Source organism: [Bacillus] caldolyticus (genome assembly GCF_003595605.1).
Lineage (GTDB): Bacteria > Bacillota > Bacilli > Bacillales > Anoxybacillaceae > Geobacillus > Geobacillus thermoleovorans.
On the sequence record NZ_CP025074.1, the window covers coordinates 1,347,726 to 1,366,510 of the forward strand.

Below are 18,785 nucleotides of genomic sequence, written 5' to 3' on the forward strand. Positions count from 1 at the left end.
ACCGGCAGCAGCCGTTTTCGCTCTTCCTATCTTAAATATAACCCGTGGTGCTAGATAAAACTCAGACAAGCATAAAAATAGCCCTTGCTGGCGGATCTCCAGTAGAATGAAAGTGTCACCCAACATTCGAAAGGAGAGATCCCCCATGCAAGAGCACTTTCATTTTACTACAGATCCAGCCAAACTTCAAAAACAATATGCCGCTATTTTCTGTTTTGTTTCTGCCCAACTGTCGTTGATTCAAATGTATCTTCATCGCCGCAACCGTCACTTGGTCAAGCAAGAAGACGAAGTGGTCATGGCGGTTCACCTTTTGGGGAAGCTGCTGGGCTTTTCTTCCGAACGAGCCTGGCATCGTTTTGTCACGGGAAATTTGTTCACAAACGGCTCGTTTCTTGAACGCTCCCGATACAACCGCCGCTGCCGAGCGCTTGGTTTCGCCATCAAATGGATCCGTCATGAGCTGGCGAAACGTGGCCAACACCATGCTTATGCGGTCGTCGACAGCTTGCCTCTTCCGTTGTGCCATCCCGCAAGAATGCAGCGCGTCAAGCGGTTTCGAGGGATCGCGGATATGGGGTATTGTGCTTCCAAAAAGCAATGGTACTACGGTTTCAAGCTGCATCTTCAAGTGACCAATCAAGGGCTGGCCATGGGCTATGTCGTGACGGAAGCGTCCTGCCACGACGTCAAAGCCGCTGAAACGGTGATGACTCAAATCCCTCATCCCTACAACTTTGGGGACAAAGGGTACATCAGCCACGCTCTTCGAGAAAAGCTGTACGAAGAACACCAAGCCGCGTTCTGGACACCGTCTCGACACAATCAAAAGCACGGCCCATCCAAGGCATGGGAAGAATGGATCAGGAAAAAACGCAAAGTCATCGAGACGGTGTTTTCGATTCTCGTAGACCAATACCGGATCACCGACATTCGAGCGAATTCCATTGCCGGGTTTGAAGTGGCACTCGATGGCATCTTGTTGGCTTATTCCTTGGTCACACTAGGGCTGGTTGAGCGCTGACGCTCAACTAGCACCACGGGTTTAAATATAACAAATTTTTCGCCAACTGACTATAGCTGGCGAGTTGTCCTTCCATATAAATCCAGACAACCAAAAAGAAAAATGCGCCGGATGAACCGAGGCGCATCATGATTCAAGCCAACAGGAACCAATCAAATACACAAGAACAAGCAATGAGGCAATGTTGAATGTCACCGACCACTCGGCCATTCGTCTTCCCCTCCCTTTTCTTCCCCTCTTTCATCGTACCATATTGCCGGCGGGAAAAGCAGGGAGGAGAAGGGTGTCTTTTTGACAGTTTGATGAACAAAACAAGGGCGTCCTCCCATCAATGGACGCCCTTATTTCATTTTCCCTCGTTTCAACCTAAATAGCGGTAATAGATCGCCTTTGCCTCCTGCACGTCTTTCGTGCCGTGCACAAGCGCACGGCCGTCGCGAAAGACAACCAATCGCTTGTCGCCGAGCGAAACGGAGACAAGATACGGGTTCGCTTCCGCTTGAAGCCCTTGGCGGCGAAACAGCTCCGCCAATTCATTCAAGTCGTACTGGCGCGGGGCAGGCGGACGGATTTGCACAGAATCGCGCCCGCACAAGACGGCAGTCTTTGTCCGTTGTTCATAGGAAAGAAACGGATAAGATGGATGACGTCCGCACGTCGGGCAACCGTCCTTTTTCACCCCGTCAATGCGAATGGAGGCGTATTCGTTCGTCCAAAGGTCAAACGAAACGAGCTTGCCGCGGAGCGCCGACCAGTCCTCCACTAAAATTTTTAACGCCTCAGCCATCTGATAGCTGACAACCATTTGCACCGCTGGGCTGATAATGCCGGCCGTATCGCACGTCAATCCCCCTTGCGGCACCGTTTCAAGCAAGCAATACAAACAAGGCGTGCGGTTCGGAATGAAGGCGCAGCTTAAACCGTAACTGCCGACACAAGCGCCATAAATCCACGGAATGTTGTACTTGTAGGCAACGTCATTGAGGACAAGGCGCGTATCAAAATTATCTGTCGCATCGATCCATAAGTCAGGGCGTTGCTTGAGGGCGATCGTTTCCAATTCTTCTGGGCCGGCGTCGCCGACAATGGCCTCGATCTCAACCTCGCTGTTGATTTGTTCAAGGCGCCGTTTGGCGGCGATCGCCTTTGGCAGCCGCTCCTTCGCATCCGCTTCGCTGTACAGTTGCTGGCGTTGCAAATTGCTCCATTCGACGTAATCGCGGTCAATGATTGTCAATTTGCCGATGCCGGCGCGAACGAGCGCTTCGGCGTTGCCTGTGCCGAGCGCTCCGGCGCCGACTAACACGACATGCTTTCCCCGTATTTTCTTTTGCCCTTCCTCGCCAATCGGTGCAAATAGTTGCTGCCGGGAATACCGTTCGTTCAAACAACACTCATTCCTTCCGTTGGACTGCTCGCTGACGCGTACCGTTTTTTCGGGATGCGTCCGGCTTCATAGCCGAGCCGGCCCGCTTCCACCGCCAGCTTCATCGCTTTCGCCATTTTCACTGGATCGGCCGCGCCGGAAACAGCGGTGTTCAAGAGCACCCCATCCGCGCCAAGCTCCATCGCCAGCGCCGCGTCCGCCGGTCCACCGATGCCGGCGTCGACAATGACCGGCACGTTCGCCTGCTCAATGATAAAGCTCAAATTGAGCGGATTGATGATGCCTTGCCCAGACCCGATCGGCGAGGCGCCCGGCATGATCGCATGGCAGCCAAGCTCCTCTAGCCGCTTCGCCAGCACGACATCATCGGATGTGTACGGCAACACGATAAACCCTTCCTCAAGCAGCATTTCCGCCGCTTTCAACGTCTCGATCGGGTCTGGGAGGAGCGTTTTGTCGCAGCCGATCACTTCTACTTTTATCATATCACACAATCCGGATGCCTTGGCGAGTCGGGCGATGCGCACCGCTTCTTCGGCCGTTTTCGCCCCGGCGGTGTTCGGCAAAAGCTTATATTTGCTTAAATCGAGCTGCTCTAAAAAGTTCGGCTGCTCCGGGGAAAAGATGTTCATCCGCCGGACGGCGAACGTTAAAATTTCCGCCCCTGATGCTTCCACCGCTTCTTTTTGCACGTCCAAGCTCGGATATTTGCCCGTGCCGAGCAACAGCCGCGAAGAAAATTCATATGGGCCAATTTTCAACATCATCAACCGCCTCCTACAAAATGAACGATTTCCACGCGATCACCATCGCATAGCACCGTCGTCCCATACTCATGTTTTTGGATGATGCGGACATTGACTTCGACGATGCAAAGCTTGTTCTCAAGCCGGAAATGGGCAAGCAAATCGCCCACCGTTTTCACCTCGTCGGGCACGGCGACCGTCTCCCCGTTAATCACTAACGTCATTCCACCCCCACCTTTCCGATATGGCGTGTCAACGAAAATGGCGCAAGATCAAACGCCGTCTCTTTCCGCTCCACTAAGTCGGCGACAAGCAGACCGGTCAATGGGCTGAGCAAAATGCCGTTCCGGTAATGTCCGGCAGCGACGAATAAGCCGCGCCGCTCCGGATGCTCGCCTAGATAAGGCAAGCCGTCTTCGGTCTGCGGCCGAATGCCGCTCCATGATGCCACCCATTCCGCCTGTTCGATGTCCGGAACAAGGTGGGCGGCGCGGTGAAGCAAGTTCATCACCCCACCGGCCGATACACGTCGATCGAACGTGCCGGGCGTGGACGTCGCTCCGATGAGCAGCCGGTTTCCTGATTTCGGAACGATGTAGCAGCCGTTTTTCGCAAATACAGTCGTTTGCAACAACGGAACCGGGGCGCGCACCATGACGCATTCTCCTTTGACCGGATAAACGGAAAGCGAAAGCCCGACCCGCGCGCCGAGCCGCGCCGCCCAAGCGCCGGAAGCGATGACGACCGCCTCGGCGGCAAACGTCCCGCCTGTTGTGTCTAACACATGCCCACTGCTGTCGGAACGGATGTCGAACACTTCCGTATACTCGTACAGACAAGCGCCGGCGGAGGCGGCGGCATAGGCAAGAGCGGCGGCCAAATCTGGAGCGCTCACTTGCCCATCGCCAGGGATGTACATCGCGCCGGCAAGCGCTTCCGCCGCAAGACGCGGCTCCATTTCAAGCGCCTCCCCTTTCGTGAGCCACTGCACCGGTTCGCCTATGCCCCGCCAAAATGTATAATGGCGATAGAGATCGTCTGCTTCCTCTTCCGTTGTCGCTAGTTTGATCAATCCTTTTTCGACAAGGCCGATATCGATGCCGGTCCTCTCCCTCAGCTCTTCAGCCAAGGCCGGCATGAGAGCTCGGCTTTGCAAGGCAAGCGGCACAAGCGGGCTTGACGTCGAAAACTCGGATTGCGCCCCAAGCATGCCGGCTGCCGCGCTTGACGCCCCGCTTCCCATCGTTCCTTTTTCAAAAATGGCGACGCGATGCCGCCGCTTGGCGAGCTCAAAACCGATGGCCGCCCCAATCACCCCGCCGCCGACGATGGCGACGTCATACCGATGCGTCATCCCCTATCCCCTCCCTTTCACGATGTCTGCCAGCCGTTTAGCCTCAGCAACGGGGTCAGCAGCGAAAAAAACAGCCGACAATACTGCCACCCCGGCTGCGCCCGCTTCCAGCACCCGACGAGCGTTGCCGGCGTGAATGCCGCCAATGGCGATGACTGGAATGGACACGGCGGCCGCGATTTCCGCAAGCGAGTCCAGACCGCGCGGCGGCAAACCGGGCTTGCTGTCCGTCGGAAAAATATGGCCATACAAACAAAAGTGAGCGCCATCCTGTTCGGCCTGTTTCGCCTCCTCCGACCCGTGCACCGAGCAACCAACCGTCAAGTCCGGAAACGAGCGGCGGACGGCGCGCACCGGCAGGCTGTGATAAGCAAGCTGCACACCTTTGACACCGTAGACAGCGGCGACATCAACCCGGTCATTGACGATGATTTTTTGCAGCGGCACCCCGACGCGAAGCAGTGCCGCGACAAACGCCGCCACTTCACGCGCCGTCTTCCCTTTTTCGCGAATATGAATCAGGTCGGCATACGGATGGGTGTGCGCACAAATCGCGGCAAATTCGTCAACCGTCTGACGCCCGGTGGAAACGAAATGGAGAACCCCCATCGCCATCCCTTTCTTTCTACCGTACATCGCTTATAGAAATATACGGATAATGAACACCGACATAGTAGGCGGCGAACATCAAAGCGGCAAACAAGGCGACAAGCCAAATATCATATTTGCCGAACCCGATTTCATAATAAAACGTGCGCCGCCCGCTGCCGGAAAATTGTTTCGCTTCCATCGCCACGGCGATGCGCTGGGCGCGGCGGATGCTTTGCGACAACAGCGGAATGGCGTAGCGCTTCACTTTGCTGAGGACGCCCTTATTCGGCACGCCGCGCACTGTTAACGCATAGCGGATCGCCTGAAACTCTTCAAGCATAATCGGCAATAGGCGAACGGCCGCCAAAAAACTGTACGCATACTTTGGCTTCAGTCTCAACTGCTGCATGAGCGAATAAAACAACGGAACCGGCCGGGTCGTCAGCGAAAAAATCAATCCGAGAAGCCCAAGCGCCAAAGCGCGAAACCCGATGTGCACCCCGCGCCAAAAACTTTCCGCTGTAACATGGATGAGCCCCCAGCGAACCCATGTCGTCGTTCCCTCGCCAAACATCATCATCGATGAAGCCGTCGAAACAAACACGAGGAAAAACGGCAAAAACAGCCAAAACAACACATTCGCCGGATAGCCGGTGCCAAAGCAAAACAAAACGAAGAGAGCGAGCGAAACGTTAATCAGCACGTTCGGGTTATGAATGAACAACACAGCGAAAAAGAGCACGACAAGCACAATGAGCTTCAAACTCGGGTTCGTCTCATGAAGCCATGTCTCGCGGCAGCGAACCTCCCATTTCATCGCCCTGCCCCACCTTCCGCCAACACCGGCTCTCGGATGTCAAGCCGTTCGTCCCGAACGAGCGCCCCATCTTCAATCACCCACTGTCTCGTCGCAAAGCGGCGGACGATTTGTTCGTCATGTGTAACCATCATGATCGCCGCCCCTTGTTCACGGTATGCTTCAAGCATTTCGAGCAACGCGAACGTATTTTTTGCATCTTGCCCAAATGTCGGCTCATCAAGCAAAAAGAGGCGCTGGCCGGCGACGATCGAAGCGGCGACGCTCAACCGCCGCTTTTGTCCGACCGACAGTTGGTACGGGTGCTGGTCTTGCTGCTCAACAAGGTCAAATTCACGCAACAGACGGTCGACGATTCCCTCAATTTCCTCTTTCGGCCGCCTCTCAAGCCGAAGCGAGTAGGCGAGCTCTTCGCGAACGGAATGGGCGACAAATTGCCATTCCGGATTTTGGAAAACGAACGCAATATGGCGGTAAAGCGGGTGTTGCCGCTTGATGTCGGCGCCTAGCAGCATATACTCTCCGTCCGTGCGGATGAGTTGCATAAGCGCGTGCAGCAACGTGCTTTTACCGGCGCCGTTTTTTCCGGTGACGGCAATCCATTCGCCGGCGTGCACCGTTGCTTCAGGAACATAGATTTTCGCCTCCCGGCCGCGGAACCCGCGAAAACGGGCGAGGCGAAGAAGCTCCTCGCCTTGATGGCGATTTCGCCGCCTTGCCGTCCGGTCATAGTCATCCCAGACGCCTGGATACCAAATCCCTTCAGCGGCAATGACGTCTTTATAGTCGGAAAACACCGCCTTCGCCTCGCCGTCGGCGATGATGCGCCCATCGCGGCCGAACAAGACAATGCGATCCACAAAGTCGAGCACATGGTCAATTTTATGCTCGACGATGATGACCGTTTTGCCGCGGCCCACCTGCTTCACCGTTTGCCATACCGCCTTCGTCCCTTCTTCATCAAGCAGCGCCGTCGGCTCATCCAAAAACAAGACATCCGGCTCAAGCGCCAGCACCGAAGCAAGAGCCAATCGCTGCTTCATTCCACCGGAAAGCGTATGAATATCCGTATGCGGAGCGATCTCCAAACCGACTTGGTTCAGCAGGGCACGGATGCGGACGGGCATCTCGTGGCGCGGCACACTTCGATTTTCGAGGGCAAAAGCGATTTCCTCGTCCGCATACGGCATGCAAAATTGCGCATCAGGATCTTGGAAAACATAGCCCCACCGTTCCGGCCGCTTAAGGCGCTCCGCTTTCATCGGCACATCAATCGAGCGGGGAATGATGCCAGCCATCACTTGCAATAATGTCGACTTGCCGCATCCAGACGGACCAAGGAGGAGCACTTTCTCCCCCTCGGCAATCGAAAGCGACAAGTCGCGAAACAGCAGCCCGTCGCTCCCGGGAAATTTCAGGCGCAGCCGATCAATCGCAATTGCTTGTTTCATCGCCATTCGCCGCCTTACCGGTTCAATGCATCGTAATCGTCTTTCGAGGCCGGCCGCCACATTTGCGTCACTCCAGTTTTTTCGAGCGCTTTCGCCAATGAAACAGCAAGCACGCCGGAGATGAGGATGGCGCCGATAAAACGCGCCAGCAAAAAGAGCGCCATATTCCATGGGGCGAGCGCCTCAATATAGCCTTTGTAAAAGTCCATGATGAGCGAGCCAATCGTCGCCCCGACCGCGCCGAGCGATACAACGAACGTATCAAAGCGCCGATAGCGGAAGGCGGCAAAGACGAGCTCGGCCAACAGCCCTTGAACGACCCCGTAAATGAGCACTTCAAGCCCCCATTGCGATCCCATGATCAGCTCGCCGGACGAAGCCGCAATCTCCGCGAGCAACGCCACCCCTGGCTTGCGAATGAGCAAATAAGCGAGCGAGGAGGCGATAAACCACATGCCGTAAATGAATTGATCGAGATGAAACCCTACTGCTCCCACCGCGCTATATAGCGGTCCCCATAATTTGTAAATAACGCCAAACACAATCGCAATGACGATCGTCGTTAAAATATCCACCAATCTTAACCCTTTTGTCTTCACTTCCATCCTGTTCTCCTCCTTGTCTCACGTCAACGGCTCGCCGCCAATTCAGCCGACGGCCACTGCTCAAGCCGATACGCCATCTCCCAAAACTCGTACTCATATTCGCTGCTGATGAGGAAATGCCGCTTCATCCGATGGCGATCCTCTTCGGTGACCTCGTCAGCGATGTCGTCAAGCCGCGCGATTTGCTCTTCCACAAGCGAGCGGAACCAGTCCGAACTGTAGGTGCCGATCCATTTTTCATAAATCGGATCGTTCGGGCGGCACGTTTTCAAGCGCTCGCCAATTTCGTAATACAGCCAGTAGCACGGCAAAATGGCGGCGATAACATCACCGAGATGCCCTTCGTACGCCGCGCGGTACATGTGCGACGTATAGGCGTACGCCGTCGGCGCCGGAATGAACGCCGCCCTTTCCTCTTCTGTAATGCCCAAGAGCTCGGCGAACGTTTCATGCAGAGACAGCTCGGCTTCGCACGTGCTTTGTGCATGGTGCGCCAACCGGGCTGTCGTCGCCAAATCCGGCGATTTCGCCGCCCCGATCGCCTGCACGCGGGCAAAATGGCGCAAATAATAGGCATCTTGCATCACGTAATAGCGAAACTTCTCGCGCGCAAGCGTCCCTTGGCCAAGCTCCTGAACAAACGGATGGCGGAAACTCGCCTGCCAGATCGGATCGGCCGCTTGGCGCAATTGTTTGGCAAATGACATTCGTTTTCCCCCTTTTTGGCAAAATAAAAACGCCGCTTCCTTTGCCGATTGGCGTAAAGAAAGCGGCGTGGGCATGCGACGTTGGCAAGGCAAAGCCTAGCCTTGCTGTGCTGCTCCTCCACTTCCCTACGCTGGCATTACCCAGATCAGGTGCTAAGGGTCTCAAAGGCACACTTTGATCTCAGCCTTTCTAAAGGCCCCCCTAGTGGATGATGGTGCAATTTTCAGTTTTCTTTACACTTAATCATACCATGGCACGAACGATTGTCAATCTTTTTTTCTCCGACGTTGCGCTATGCGTTGCAATCCGCTATGATGGAAACGCAGCAATTGACGACGGAATGGGAGTGGAAACGATGGCGAAGGTCATCCTGAAAAGAGAACGGAAAAAACGGCTTGAGCAAGGGCATCCATGGATTTTTCAAAGTGAAGTCGACCGCATCGAAGGCGATGCTGCGCCGGGCGACTTCGTTGACGTTTACAATCATCAAGGGTATTGGCTGGCGAAAGGATATATCAACCCCGCTTCGCAAATCATCGTCCGCGTCTTGACGCAAAACCCAAACGATGAACTCGATGAGCGCTTTTTCATCGACCGCATCCGTCAGGCGTGGGCGTACCGTGAACGGATGATTCCCGGCGTTCGCTCCTGCCGCGCCGTCTATGGCGAAGCCGACTTTTTGCCCGGATTGATCGTCGACAAATATGAAGATGTGCTTGTTGTGCAAATTTTGGCGCTCGGCATGGAAAGGCGGAAAGACTGGATTTTGCGCGGCTTGCTTGACGTGTTTGCCCCAAGGGCCATTTATTTGCGCAACGATGTGTCCGTTCGGGAGCTTGAGGGTCTCAAACAAGAAAAAGGCTTTTGGTACGGGGAAGCGGAAACGGAAATCGAAATCGAGGAAAACGGCGTGAAATACATCGTCGATATTGAAAACGGACAAAAAACCGGCTTTTTCTTCGACCAACGGCAAAACCGCGCCGCTCTTCGTCCGCTCATCGGTCCGGAGACAACCGTGCTCGACTGCTTCACCCATACCGGCTCGTTTATGCTAAACGCTTGTCTGTATGGGGCAAAACATGCTACTGCCGTCGATATTTCTGAACATGCCATCGAAACGGCGAAACGGAACGCCGCGTTAAACGGATTCACGAACGTTGAATTTGTCGTCGCCAACGCCTTCGACTATTTGCGCGAGTCGGTGCGCGCCGGCAAACAGTGGGATGTCGTCATCATCGACCCGCCGGCGTTCGCGAAATCGGCCCATGCCGTCCCGAAGGCGCTGCGCGGCTATAAAGACATTAACTTAAACGGATTGAAGCTTGTCAAAGACGGCGGCTTTTTCGTCACATCAAGCTGCTCGTACCACGTCCGCCCGCACCTATTTCAAGAGATGATCGCTGATGCGGCATTTGACGCGAAAAAAGTGCTGCGCCAAGTATATTGGAACGGCGCCGGCTACGACCACCCGAAACTCCTTGCCGCGGAAGAAGGCGACTACTTAAAATTCGCCATTTACGAAGTGCATTCCCGGCGGTGACGAGCCGCCCTCAAAGGCCGTTTCGATGCGCCGCTGGGCAGAAAAAACGCCTAGGGGTTATCCCTAAGCGTTTTTTCGTTCCCTGGGGCGAAGCGATTGTTCTTTATGCAAGACCGACAGATAGACAAGCATCGAAAGGAACACCGAACCGCTAGCAGCTAAATAAATGCTCGGATAGCCGAACCAATGGCTGATTTGGCCAAACACTATCGCCCCGACGCCGACCCCTAAATCAAAAAACGAGAAAAATGTCGCGTTCGCCATTCCCTTGCGGTGGGCAGGCGCCCGCTCGACGGACCACGCCTGCAGCCCCGGTTGCACCATGCCAAAGCCGAAACCGTACAGCACCGCCGCCAAAAGCAACGCCCATTCTCCCGGCAGCCAAGCGAGAAGAAGCATCGCCAGCAAAATAAGCCCCGCACCAGGGAGAAAGACGGCTCGATGCCCTTTTCGGTCATACAACTGGCCAGCGAACGTTCGCGTCACCATCAAGGCAAGCGCGTAAAGCAAAAAGTACAGCTGCAGGCCGCCGATCTGTTTTTGCGCCGTATATAGAGGCAAGAATGAGGCGATGCCGCCGAACGTCACCGTCAAGAAAAACAACAGCAACGACGGGGTCAAAGCGCTTTTTTCATACAAATCCCATCTGTTCGCCCCTTTGCCATGCACGGCTTCCGCTTTTTTATACGTGATTGCGGCGGCAAACAGCACCGAAGCGACTCCAAGCGCCGCACAAATGGCAAACAGATGGCTAAACGGAATCATAGCGGCAAGCACAAGTCCAAGCGACGGACCAAACGCCAAGGCGATATTCCCGGACAGCCCGTAATAGCCCATTCCTTCCCCGCGGCGACTCGCTGGAATGATGTCCGTCGCCACCGTTCCGGAAGCGGTTGTCGAAAACCCCCAGCCGATTCCTTGGACGACCCGCATCAAAAAGAGAAGGAAAATGCTTGAGATCAAGCTGTAGGAACCGACAGAAATGACAAAAATGAGAAGCCCCAATAAAAACACAAACCGGCGCCCTTTCGTCTCAAGCGCATGGCCGGCGAACGGACGGACGATGAGCGCCGAAAACGTAAACACACCGACGACAACGCCAATCAGCTGATCGTTGCCGCCCAAATGCTCGACAAACAGCGGAAGGGTCGGCAGCGTCATTTGAAACCCAAGAAACACAAAAAAATTGGCCAAACAAATCAAAACAAAATCTTTCGTCCATATTTTTTCTTTTTGTTCTGCAATAAGCGGCTGCTGCTCCGCTCCCATACCGATCCCCCTTGCGAACTATGTATTTCGTGTCCCTTAATATTTGTTAGTATAACATAATCCTATGCCGCCGTTTAAGCAAAATGCTATTTCGCCATTCTCCCGGCAGGATGACGACAAAAAAGCCCCGCCCAGCCGGCGGTTCCCGGGTGTTGTTTGCGCAACATCATCCTTCTATGATGCATGAAGAAAAAAGCCGCCGAAGAATCGGCAGCCTTTACCATCCTTTTCGTTTGCGCAACGACGCAACTTGCGCGGTATGATGCTTCCCATGCCATGCATACAACGCGGTCAATACATACAGCGGCATCTCCCCCGCTGCCCCTTCCGGCCGAACGGTTCGGTGAAAATCTGCCTCCGTCATCGATTCAAGCAACGCCGCCCATCGCGCATGCAGCCCGTCAAGCAATAAAAGCGACGGTTCAATGGGCAACAAGCAAGCATCGGCCGTTTTCGCCCATTCGCTTTCCGCAAACGGCTTCACCGTTGGGCCGTCTTCCGTCACTCCCCATTTCGTGCGCAAAAACGCATTCATGCTTGCATCAGCCAAATGATGGACGACTTGGGCAACCGTCCAGCCGCCTTCGCGGTACGGCGTGTTCAGCTGCTCATCGTTCAAGCCGGAAACAGCGGTTCTTAAGTCGCTCGGCAGCCCGCGGATGGCAGCAATCCACTCTTGCACCTCCCCAGCCTCAAACTGCTGCGGCGCTTGAAACGTTCCGATCGGGTAGCGAATCGGATCGACCTTTGCCATGTTGATCATCTCCCTTCCGTATGCATTTATTCCACACGGAAAGGCAAATTCCTTCTTATTCTTTCCAGATGTATACGCGCGCCTCGTACGGCTTCAGCTTAAAACGCGTCGCATTTTTATGCGGACGGACCGGGTAGTTCGAAAGCGCCAAATCGCTTGACTGAAGGCGGAAGCCGTCATAGCGGTAAAGTGAAGGACGATCGGATACGTTGACAATGATAAGCGCCCGATCGCGGCCAAGCGTTCTTGTGTACGCGTAAATGGATGGGTTGTTTTCCAAAAGCAGATCGTACGTTCCATAAACAAACAGCTCGTTCGCTTTCCGAAGCTGAATCATTTGTCGATAAAACGACCATACCGAGTTCGGGTCGCGCCGCTCGGCCTCGACATTGATCGTACGATAGTTTTCGTTCACCTTGATCCATGGCGTACCTGTCGTGAATCCAGCGTTTGGGGCACCAGACCATTGCATCGGGGTGCGCGAGTTGTCGCGCCCGGTTTGCCAAATGATCTTCATCACTTCCTCATGTGTCCGGCCGTTCGCCCGTTCGAGTTCATACAGACGCAAGGCAGCGACATCGCGGTAGTCGCGAATGTCGGAGAATTGCACGTTCGTCATCCCGATCTCTTGCCCTTGGTAAATGAACGGCGTCCCTTGCATGAAAAAGTAGAGCGCGCCAAGCGCCTTCGCGCTCTCCGCCCAATACTCGCCGTCATTTCCCCATGTCGACACTGATCGAGGCAAGTCGTGGTTTTCCAAAAAGAGCGCGTTCCACCCACGGTTTTCCAATCCTTTTTGCCATTTCGTCAACGTCCGCTTCAGCCGGCGGACATCGATCGAACCATCGGCTTTCCTTTTCCAAAGCCCTAAATGCTCAAACTGAAAAATCATATGAAACACGCCGTTTTCTTCCCCGACCCATTGTTCGGCCTCATCAACCGTTACTCCGTTCGCCTCGCCGACCGTCATAATGTCATATCGTGCAAACGTTTGCTCTTTCAACTCTCGCAAATACTCCATAATCCCTGGCTGGTTCATGTGCGCAGCAAATGACGGCACGTACTTCAGCCCCTTCGGATTTGGCAAATCGGGAAGACCCGGCTTTTTCTTAATGTGGGAAATCGCGTCGATGCGAAAGCCGTCGATGCCTTTATCCAGCCACCAGTTGATCATCGCATAAAGCGCCCGCCGCACTTCGTCGTTTTCCCAATTCAAGTCGGGCTGTTTGACGTCAAAAATATGCAAGTAATACTGACCCGTCCGCTCGTCATACTGCCATGCCGAGCCGCCGAAAATGCTTTCCCAGTTGTTCGGTTCGCGCCCATCTTTGCCGTCGCGCCAAATGTACCAGTCGCGCTTCGGATTGTCTCGCGATGACCGCGATTCGATAAACCACGGATGCTCATCACTCGTATGATTGATGACCAAATCCAAAATGATTTTCAACCCGCGCCGATGGGCTTGGGCAAGCAATTCATCGAAGTCATCCATCGTTCCAAACTCATCCATAATGGCATAATAATCGCTGATGTCATATCCGTTATCGGCGTTCGGCGACCGGTAAATCGGACAAATCCAAACGATGTCGACTCCAAGCTCCACCAAATAATCCAGCTTTTCGATGATGCCGCGAAGATCACCGATGCCGTCGCCGTTGGCATCCATAAAGCTGCGAGGATAAATTTGATACGCAACGCCTTCTTTCCACCATGTTTTTTTCAAGGCTGCCTCCTCCTTGTGCACACGTTTTCACTATTAACTGTACACTATATTAGTGCGGTAAACAACTTCTCTTTTTCTCAAAAAACAGCCGTTTGGCGGGGCTGCACGCTCCTGCCAAACGGCTGGGTTGAACAACTGGTCACTCACCGGTTGCGCGGCTCGCTTCGTAAATTTTTAAATTGTGATATACCACCTCGAGCATCGGAGCATGGATGCCATGCCGCTTCGCCAATGCTAGCAAATACCCTTGCAAATGATCGGCTTCAATGAGCTGTCCTTTTTCCATATCGCGCTGCATGGACGATTTCATCGTTGGGGCGATCTGCTCGAGCTGGGTGCGCTGCCGCTCGGCCATTTCATCGGTCAGCGGCGCCCCATGCGCCTGAATGATCGTTTTGATTTCCCGAAACAGCCGATCGATGATGACGCTCCCGTACTCCCCGGAACGGATCGGCCCGATCGGGGCGCGGAACAGCGTTGTCACGCCCGACATCGTCGCGATAAACAAATATTTGTTCCACATATCAGCTGCAATTTGTTCGCTTAGGCGAAAGCAGGCGTTAGCGCCGGCAAACAACGATGCAAGCACCTCCGTTCGCTCGCTCCGCCCGTTTGGCCATTCACCGAAACGCATCTCATGCGCCGGGCTCGTTTGGATGATCTCCCCTCTCTCGTTTAACGTCGTTTCGATAAAGCAAAGCCCGCCTAAGACATTCTCGCGGCCGAACGCCTTCCATAACGCATCCATATGGGCCATGCCATTTAACAACGGCAAAATCATCGTCGCCTCTCCAACATACGGTTTCGCGTCGGCGATGGCGCCGTCTAAATGGTACGCTTTGCTTGAGAACACGACAAGATCAAATGGCTCGGCCGATTCGCCGGCAACAAGCAATTTCGGCGCCAATCCCACATCGCCATGGACACTGTGGATGACAAGCCCATATTTCTCCAGTTCCTGTTTTCTGCGCTCGCGAACAAGAAACGTTACGTCCACCCCTTTTTCAAGCAGACGGCCGCCGAAATACCCGCCGACCGCTCCTGCTCCGACAAACAGAATGCGCATCATATGTACAGCTCCTTTCTCCACTGAGGGTTGATCCAACGCTCCCAACGTCTTTCACAAAAACCATGCCGCCAATCGAACATTTTCTCAGCGATGATGAACAAGAAGAAAAAAGGAAGAAGGGAACGCGCCCCTCCTTCCTTCCCGTTTGCTAGCAGCAACGCGACACTTTGCCGCCTTTAGCATTGTAGCGTGCCTCTTGCGCCTCGCAGAAAAACTCTTTCCGCGACTTAATCGGCTCGCCAGGATGATGGGTTTTCATATGCTCGACATATTTTTCATAGCTCGGCACACCGACAAGCAAGTCAAGAAACTGCCGGCGATAAGCCAACACAGTTTGCAGCCATTTAGGCATAGTGCTTCGCTCCTTCTCCATCGCGCGGCACGTACGGCGCTTCCTTGAGCGGCACATGTTTGTTTTGCAATACTTTGATCCAAATGTTCAACGCCGAGATCAGCATCGCGATCACAACGAGCATGAAAATCGCGCACAATGTCGCATCAATGTAATCGTTCATAATAATTTGCCGCATTTGCGCCTCATTCGTTGCCGGCGCCAAAATTTTGCCTTGGCTCAAGCTGTCTTGGAACATTTTCGCATGCGACAAGAAACCAATTTTGACATTTTCGTGGAACAGTTTTTGATACCCGGCTGTCAGCGTGACGACCAAAAGCCATGTTGTCGGCACGAGCGTGACCCAAACATATGCCTTTTTGCCCATTTTAAATAGAACCGTCGTCGCAAACAACAAGGCGATGCCAGCCAACATTTGATTGGCGATGCCAAACAGCGGCCATAGCGTGTTGATGCCGCCGAGCGGGTCGACGACGCCTTGGTACAGGAAGTAACCCCACGCCAGTACGCAAAGGGTCGTAGCGATCAAGTTCGAGGCAAGCGAATCCGTTTTGCCGAGCGGTTTGTAAAACGTGCCCATAATGTCTTGGATCATGAAACGGCCGACGCGCGTGCCGGCGTCAATCGTCGTCAAGATGAACAGCGCTTCAAACAGGATGGCAAAGTGATACCAGAACGCCATAAGCGCCTTGCCGCCGATGACGCTCGATAAAATGTGCGCCATCCCGATCGCCAACGTCGGCGCCCCGCCCGTGCGTGACAACACCGTTTGTTCGCCGACGTCTTTCGCCAACTGCGCAAGCATATCCGGCGTGACGGTGAAGCCCCATGACGATACCACTTTTGCCGCCTGCGCCACATCGGTTCCGATGACAGCAGCCGGGCTGTTGATGGCAAAATACGCCCCTGGCGTCAAGACGCAAGCCGCCACCATCGCCATGACAGCGACGAACGACTCCATCAGCATCGCACCGTAGCCGATCGGCCGCGCATGGCTTTCAAGCTCAATCATCTTCGGCGTTGTGCCGGATGAAACGAGCGCGTGGAATCCAGACACCGCGCCGCAAGCGATCGTAATGAACAAGAACGGGAACAAGTTGCCTGCAAACACCGGCCCGGTGCCATCGATAAATTTCGTCACTGCCGGCATTTGCAAGTCCGGCATGACGACGAAAATGCCGAGCGCCAATCCGACAATCGTGCCGATTTTCAAGAACGTGCTCAAATAGTCGCGCGGCGCCAACAACAGCCATACCGGCAACGCCGAAGCGACAAAGCCATAAATGATCATTAAGATGGCGATCGTTTCCCCTTTTAGCGTAAACATCGCCGAGAGTGTCGGGTGCTCCGCGACATATTGCCCGACCACGATCGACAAAATCAACAGCACAAATCCCCCAAGCGACGCTTCAGCAACGCGCCCTGGACGGATGAAGCGCATGTAAATGCCCATCAAAATCGCAATCGGAATCGTCGCGGCGATCGTAAACATCCCCCACGGGCTTCCGACAAGCGCTTTCACGACAACGAGCGCCAATACGGCCAATAAAATAATCATAATGCCCAAAATGCCAAGCGCTGCGATAAAGCCCGTCACCGGACCCATTTCTTCCTTAATCATTTCGCCGAGCGACTTCCCGTTGCGGCGCATCGAAGCGAACAAAATGACAAAGTCTTGCACCGCTCCGCCGAGCACAACGCCGATCACAATCCAAAGCGTCCCAGGCAGATAGCCCATCTGCGCGGCCAAAATCGGTCCGACAAGCGGTCCCGCACCCGCAATAGCGGCAAAGTGATGGCCAAATAGCACCCATTTGTTCGTCGGAACATAGTCCTTCCCGTCATTGAACACTTCCGCTGGCGTTTTCCGGTTATCATCAAGACCAAACACTTTGCGGGCGATAAACCGGCTGTAAAACCGATAAGCGACCGCATACGTGCAGACGGCGGCGACGATAAGCCACATGGCGTTGACCGATTCGCCGCGGCTTAAAGCCAAAATGGCAAACGCTGCGGCCCCAAGGACGGAAATCAGGCCCCATAACAAAATCGATTTTAGCCCCTTCACACGGCTTCCCCCTTTATTTATTTGTCAAAATCCTTTACGTCACTATTATATTCATTATTCTGAAAAATTTAAAGTATTTTTTTATCTTCAGCTAACATATCGTTTGGTTCTATAGGAAAGTTTTTCTGCATTCCTATTGCAAAAAAGTATAAAACAAGTCTTTGGCGCAAAAAATGTAATTGCACCCATCGGCTTAACCAGCAACTGACCATGAAGCACCCATCGATTGTCTCCAGCTCCATCTGACGGTGCAACGGACAAAGCAACGATCAACTAATATTATCTCAGTAAAGGGTTCGAGAAGGTGAAAGCGATCGAAGCATTGTTATGGAGCATTGCTTTGCCTGGATTCGGGCAACTGTTGAACAAAAAGTATATAAAAACCCGTGGTGCTAGTTGAGCGTCAGCGCTCAACCAGCCCTAGTGTGACCAAGGAATAAGCCAACAAGATGCCATCGAGTGCCACTTCAAACCCGGCAATGGAATTCGCTCGAATGTCGGTGATCCGGTATTGGTCTACGAGAATCGAAAACACCGTCTCGATGACTTTGCGTTTTTTCCTGATCCATTCTTCCCATGCCTTGGATGGGCCGTGCTTTTGATTGTGTCGAGACGGTGTCCAGAACGCGGCTTGGTGTTCTTCGTACAGCTTTTCTCGAAGAGCGTGGCTGATGTACCCTTTGTCCCCAAAGTTGTAGGGATGAGGGATTTGAGTCATCACCGTTTCAGCGGCTTTGACGTCGTGGCAGGACGCTTCCGTCACGACATAGCCCATGGCCAGCCCTTGATTGGTCACTTGAAGATGCAGCTTGAAACCGTAGTACCATTGCTTTTTGGAAGCACAATACCCCATATCCGCGATCCCTCGAAACCGCTTGACGCGCTGCATTCTTGCGGGATGGCACAACGGAAGAGGCAAGCTGTCGACGACCGCATAAGCATGGTGTTGGCCACGTTTCGCCAGCTCATGACGGATCCATTTGATGGCGAAACCAAGCGCTCGGCAGCGGCGGTTGTATCGGGAGCGTTCAAGAAACGAGCCGTTTGTGAACAAATTTCCCGTGACAAAACGATGCCAGGCTCGTTCGGAAGAAAAGCCCAGCAGCTTCCCCAAAAGGTGAACCGCCATGACCACTTCGTCTTCTTGCTTGACCAAGTGACGGTTGCGGCGATGAAGATACATTTGAATCAACGACAGTTGGGCAGAAACAAAACAGAAAATAGCGGCATATTGTTTTTGAAGTTTGGCTGGATCTGTAGTAAAATGAAAGTGCTCTTGCATGGGGGATCTCTCCTTTCGAATGTTGGGTGACACTTTCATTCTACT

Annotated in this window: 18 protein-coding genes and 1 riboswitch; of the genes, 2 read left to right on the plus strand and 16 right to left on the minus strand. The window is 53.8% G+C overall.

Translation table 11 applies throughout. From position 1 onward, the window contains the following. The first annotated feature begins 145 nt into the window (after window positions 1-145). Complete coding sequence (locus CWI35_RS07060) at window positions 146-1,024, plus strand: IS982-like element ISGsp1 family transposase (RefSeq protein ID WP_011231214.1); 879 nt, start codon at window positions 146-148, stop codon at window positions 1,022-1,024. A gap of 361 nt (window positions 1,025-1,385) precedes the next feature. On the opposite strand, the gene CWI35_RS07070 is transcribed toward CWI35_RS07060, so the two are convergent. From CWI35_RS07070 to tenA, 9 genes are read right to left on the minus strand one after another with little or no spacing between them, the layout of a single operon-like run. Further along, window positions 1,386-2,411: a thiazole biosynthesis adenylyltransferase ThiF gene (locus CWI35_RS07070; RefSeq protein WP_023634429.1), complete on the minus strand. Its 1,026-nt coding sequence runs from the start codon at window positions 2,409-2,411 to the stop codon at window positions 1,386-1,388. Continuing rightward, entirely contained in the window at window positions 2,408-3,175 is a 768-nt protein-coding gene (locus tag CWI35_RS07075; protein ID WP_013146257.1) for a thiazole synthase, read from the minus strand. Before CWI35_RS07075 ends, CWI35_RS07070 begins: the two co-directional genes overlap by 4 nt. A gap of 2 nt (window positions 3,176-3,177) precedes the next feature. Further along, window positions 3,178-3,381, minus strand: coding sequence for a sulfur carrier protein ThiS (gene thiS, locus CWI35_RS07080; RefSeq protein ID WP_011230128.1), 204 nt, complete (start codon window positions 3,379-3,381; stop codon window positions 3,178-3,180). Next, the gene (gene thiO / locus CWI35_RS07085) at window positions 3,378-4,511 is read right to left on the minus strand and encodes a glycine oxidase ThiO (protein ID WP_011230127.1); all 1,134 of its coding nucleotides are present in this window, start codon (window positions 4,509-4,511) and stop codon (window positions 3,378-3,380) included. The genes thiS and thiO overlap by 4 nt, the downstream gene beginning before the upstream one ends. Before the next feature lie 3 nt (window positions 4,512-4,514). Next, the gene (tenI, locus tag CWI35_RS07090) at window positions 4,515-5,120 is read right to left on the minus strand and encodes a thiazole tautomerase TenI (protein WP_011230126.1); all 606 of its coding nucleotides are present in this window, start codon (window positions 5,118-5,120) and stop codon (window positions 4,515-4,517) included. A 16-nt stretch (window positions 5,121-5,136) separates the two neighbouring features. Further along, window positions 5,137-5,919 (minus strand): energy-coupling factor transporter transmembrane component T family protein, encoded by a 783-nt coding sequence (locus tag CWI35_RS07095; protein WP_011230125.1) that lies wholly within the window; start codon window positions 5,917-5,919, stop codon window positions 5,137-5,139. Beyond that, on the minus strand, window positions 5,916-7,370 hold the full coding sequence (locus CWI35_RS07100) for an ABC transporter ATP-binding protein (RefSeq protein WP_119877627.1): 1,455 nt from the start codon (window positions 7,368-7,370) through the stop codon (window positions 5,916-5,918). The genes CWI35_RS07095 and CWI35_RS07100 overlap by 4 nt, the downstream gene beginning before the upstream one ends. A gap of 14 nt (window positions 7,371-7,384) precedes the next feature. Beyond that, on the minus strand, window positions 7,385-7,975 hold the full coding sequence (locus tag CWI35_RS07105; RefSeq protein ID WP_011230123.1) for an ECF transporter S component: 591 nt from the start codon (window positions 7,973-7,975) through the stop codon (window positions 7,385-7,387). A gap of 23 nt (window positions 7,976-7,998) precedes the next feature. Beyond that, window positions 7,999-8,682, minus strand: a complete 684-nt coding sequence (tenA, locus tag CWI35_RS07110; RefSeq protein ID WP_011230122.1) for a thiaminase II — start codon at window positions 8,680-8,682, stop codon at window positions 7,999-8,001. Between the two features lie 106 nt (window positions 8,683-8,788). Continuing rightward, window positions 8,789-8,896, minus strand: a riboswitch (TPP riboswitch). 142 nt (window positions 8,897-9,038) lie between these two features. Here tenA and CWI35_RS07115 point away from each other — a divergent pair. Continuing rightward, window positions 9,039-10,223 carry a class I SAM-dependent rRNA methyltransferase gene (locus tag CWI35_RS07115; RefSeq protein ID WP_025038991.1) on the plus strand — a complete coding sequence of 395 codons (1,185 nt, stop codon included), beginning with the start codon at window positions 9,039-9,041 and terminating at the stop codon, window positions 10,221-10,223. Between the two features lie 63 nt (window positions 10,224-10,286). Here the strand turns inward: CWI35_RS07115 and CWI35_RS07120 are convergent, their stop codons facing one another. The 7 genes from CWI35_RS07120 to CWI35_RS07155 all read right to left on the minus strand — a co-directional run bounded on the left by CWI35_RS07120 (window position 10,287) and on the right by CWI35_RS07155 (window position 18,740). Continuing rightward, window positions 10,287-11,492, minus strand: a complete 1,206-nt coding sequence (locus tag CWI35_RS07120) for an MFS transporter (protein WP_011230121.1) — start codon at window positions 11,490-11,492, stop codon at window positions 10,287-10,289. Window positions 11,493-11,709: 217 nt separating this feature from the next. Beyond that, a complete protein-coding gene (locus CWI35_RS07130; RefSeq protein WP_119877628.1) occupies window positions 11,710-12,246 on the minus strand; it encodes a YfiT family bacillithiol transferase in 537 nt (178 codons plus the stop codon). Between the two features lie 55 nt (window positions 12,247-12,301). After that, complete coding sequence (locus tag CWI35_RS07135; protein WP_062898424.1) at window positions 12,302-13,969, minus strand: glycoside hydrolase family 13 protein; 1,668 nt, start codon at window positions 13,967-13,969, stop codon at window positions 12,302-12,304. Window positions 13,970-14,108: 139 nt separating this feature from the next. Further along, the gene (locus CWI35_RS07140; protein WP_011230118.1) at window positions 14,109-15,035 is read right to left on the minus strand and encodes a ketopantoate reductase family protein; all 927 of its coding nucleotides are present in this window, start codon (window positions 15,033-15,035) and stop codon (window positions 14,109-14,111) included. A 151-nt stretch (window positions 15,036-15,186) separates the two neighbouring features. Further along, entirely contained in the window at window positions 15,187-15,390 is a 204-nt protein-coding gene (locus CWI35_RS07145) for a YbdD/YjiX family protein (RefSeq protein ID WP_015374005.1), read from the minus strand. Next, complete coding sequence (locus CWI35_RS07150) at window positions 15,383-17,458, minus strand: carbon starvation CstA family protein (RefSeq protein ID WP_011230116.1); 2,076 nt, start codon at window positions 17,456-17,458, stop codon at window positions 15,383-15,385. The genes CWI35_RS07145 and CWI35_RS07150 overlap by 8 nt, the downstream gene beginning before the upstream one ends. A gap of 403 nt (window positions 17,459-17,861) precedes the next feature. After that, window positions 17,862-18,740, minus strand: a complete 879-nt coding sequence (locus CWI35_RS07155) for an IS982-like element ISGsp1 family transposase (RefSeq protein ID WP_011231214.1) — start codon at window positions 18,738-18,740, stop codon at window positions 17,862-17,864. Between the last annotated feature and the right edge of the window lie 45 nt (window positions 18,741-18,785).

What these genes read in the sequence shown, in the direction of transcription:
- CWI35_RS07100 (WP_119877627.1), bottom strand. Translation starts at nt 7,370, where the DNA reads ATGAAACAAGCAATTGCGATTGATCGGCTGCGCCTGAAATTTCCCGGG.
- tenI (WP_011230126.1), bottom strand. Translation starts at nt 5,120, where the DNA reads ATGGGGGTTCTCCATTTCGTTTCCACCGGGCGTCAGACGGTTGACGAA.
- CWI35_RS07060 (WP_011231214.1), top strand. Translation starts at nt 146, where the DNA reads ATGCAAGAGCACTTTCATTTTACTACAGATCCAGCCAAACTTCAAAAA.
- thiO (WP_011230127.1), bottom strand. Translation starts at nt 4,511, where the DNA reads ATGACGCATCGGTATGACGTCGCCATCGTCGGCGGCGGGGTGATTGGG.
- CWI35_RS07155 (WP_011231214.1), bottom strand. Translation starts at nt 18,740, where the DNA reads ATGCAAGAGCACTTTCATTTTACTACAGATCCAGCCAAACTTCAAAAA.
- CWI35_RS07130 (WP_119877628.1), bottom strand. Translation starts at nt 12,246, where the DNA reads ATGGCAAAGGTCGATCCGATTCGCTACCCGATCGGAACGTTTCAAGCG.
- CWI35_RS07095 (WP_011230125.1), bottom strand. Translation starts at nt 5,919, where the DNA reads ATGAAATGGGAGGTTCGCTGCCGCGAGACATGGCTTCATGAGACGAAC.
- CWI35_RS07145 (WP_015374005.1), bottom strand. Translation starts at nt 15,390, where the DNA reads ATGCCTAAATGGCTGCAAACTGTGTTGGCTTATCGCCGGCAGTTTCTT.
- CWI35_RS07140 (WP_011230118.1), bottom strand. Translation starts at nt 15,035, where the DNA reads ATGCGCATTCTGTTTGTCGGAGCAGGAGCGGTCGGCGGGTATTTCGGC.
- CWI35_RS07115 (WP_025038991.1), top strand. Translation starts at nt 9,039, where the DNA reads ATGGCGAAGGTCATCCTGAAAAGAGAACGGAAAAAACGGCTTGAGCAA.
- tenA (WP_011230122.1), bottom strand. Translation starts at nt 8,682, where the DNA reads ATGTCATTTGCCAAACAATTGCGCCAAGCGGCCGATCCGATCTGGCAG.
- CWI35_RS07120 (WP_011230121.1), bottom strand. Translation starts at nt 11,492, where the DNA reads ATGGGAGCGGAGCAGCAGCCGCTTATTGCAGAACAAAAAGAAAAAATA.
- CWI35_RS07105 (WP_011230123.1), bottom strand. Translation starts at nt 7,975, where the DNA reads ATGGAAGTGAAGACAAAAGGGTTAAGATTGGTGGATATTTTAACGACG.
- CWI35_RS07075 (WP_013146257.1), bottom strand. Translation starts at nt 3,175, where the DNA reads ATGTTGAAAATTGGCCCATATGAATTTTCTTCGCGGCTGTTGCTCGGC.
- thiS (WP_011230128.1), bottom strand. Translation starts at nt 3,381, where the DNA reads ATGACGTTAGTGATTAACGGGGAGACGGTCGCCGTGCCCGACGAGGTG.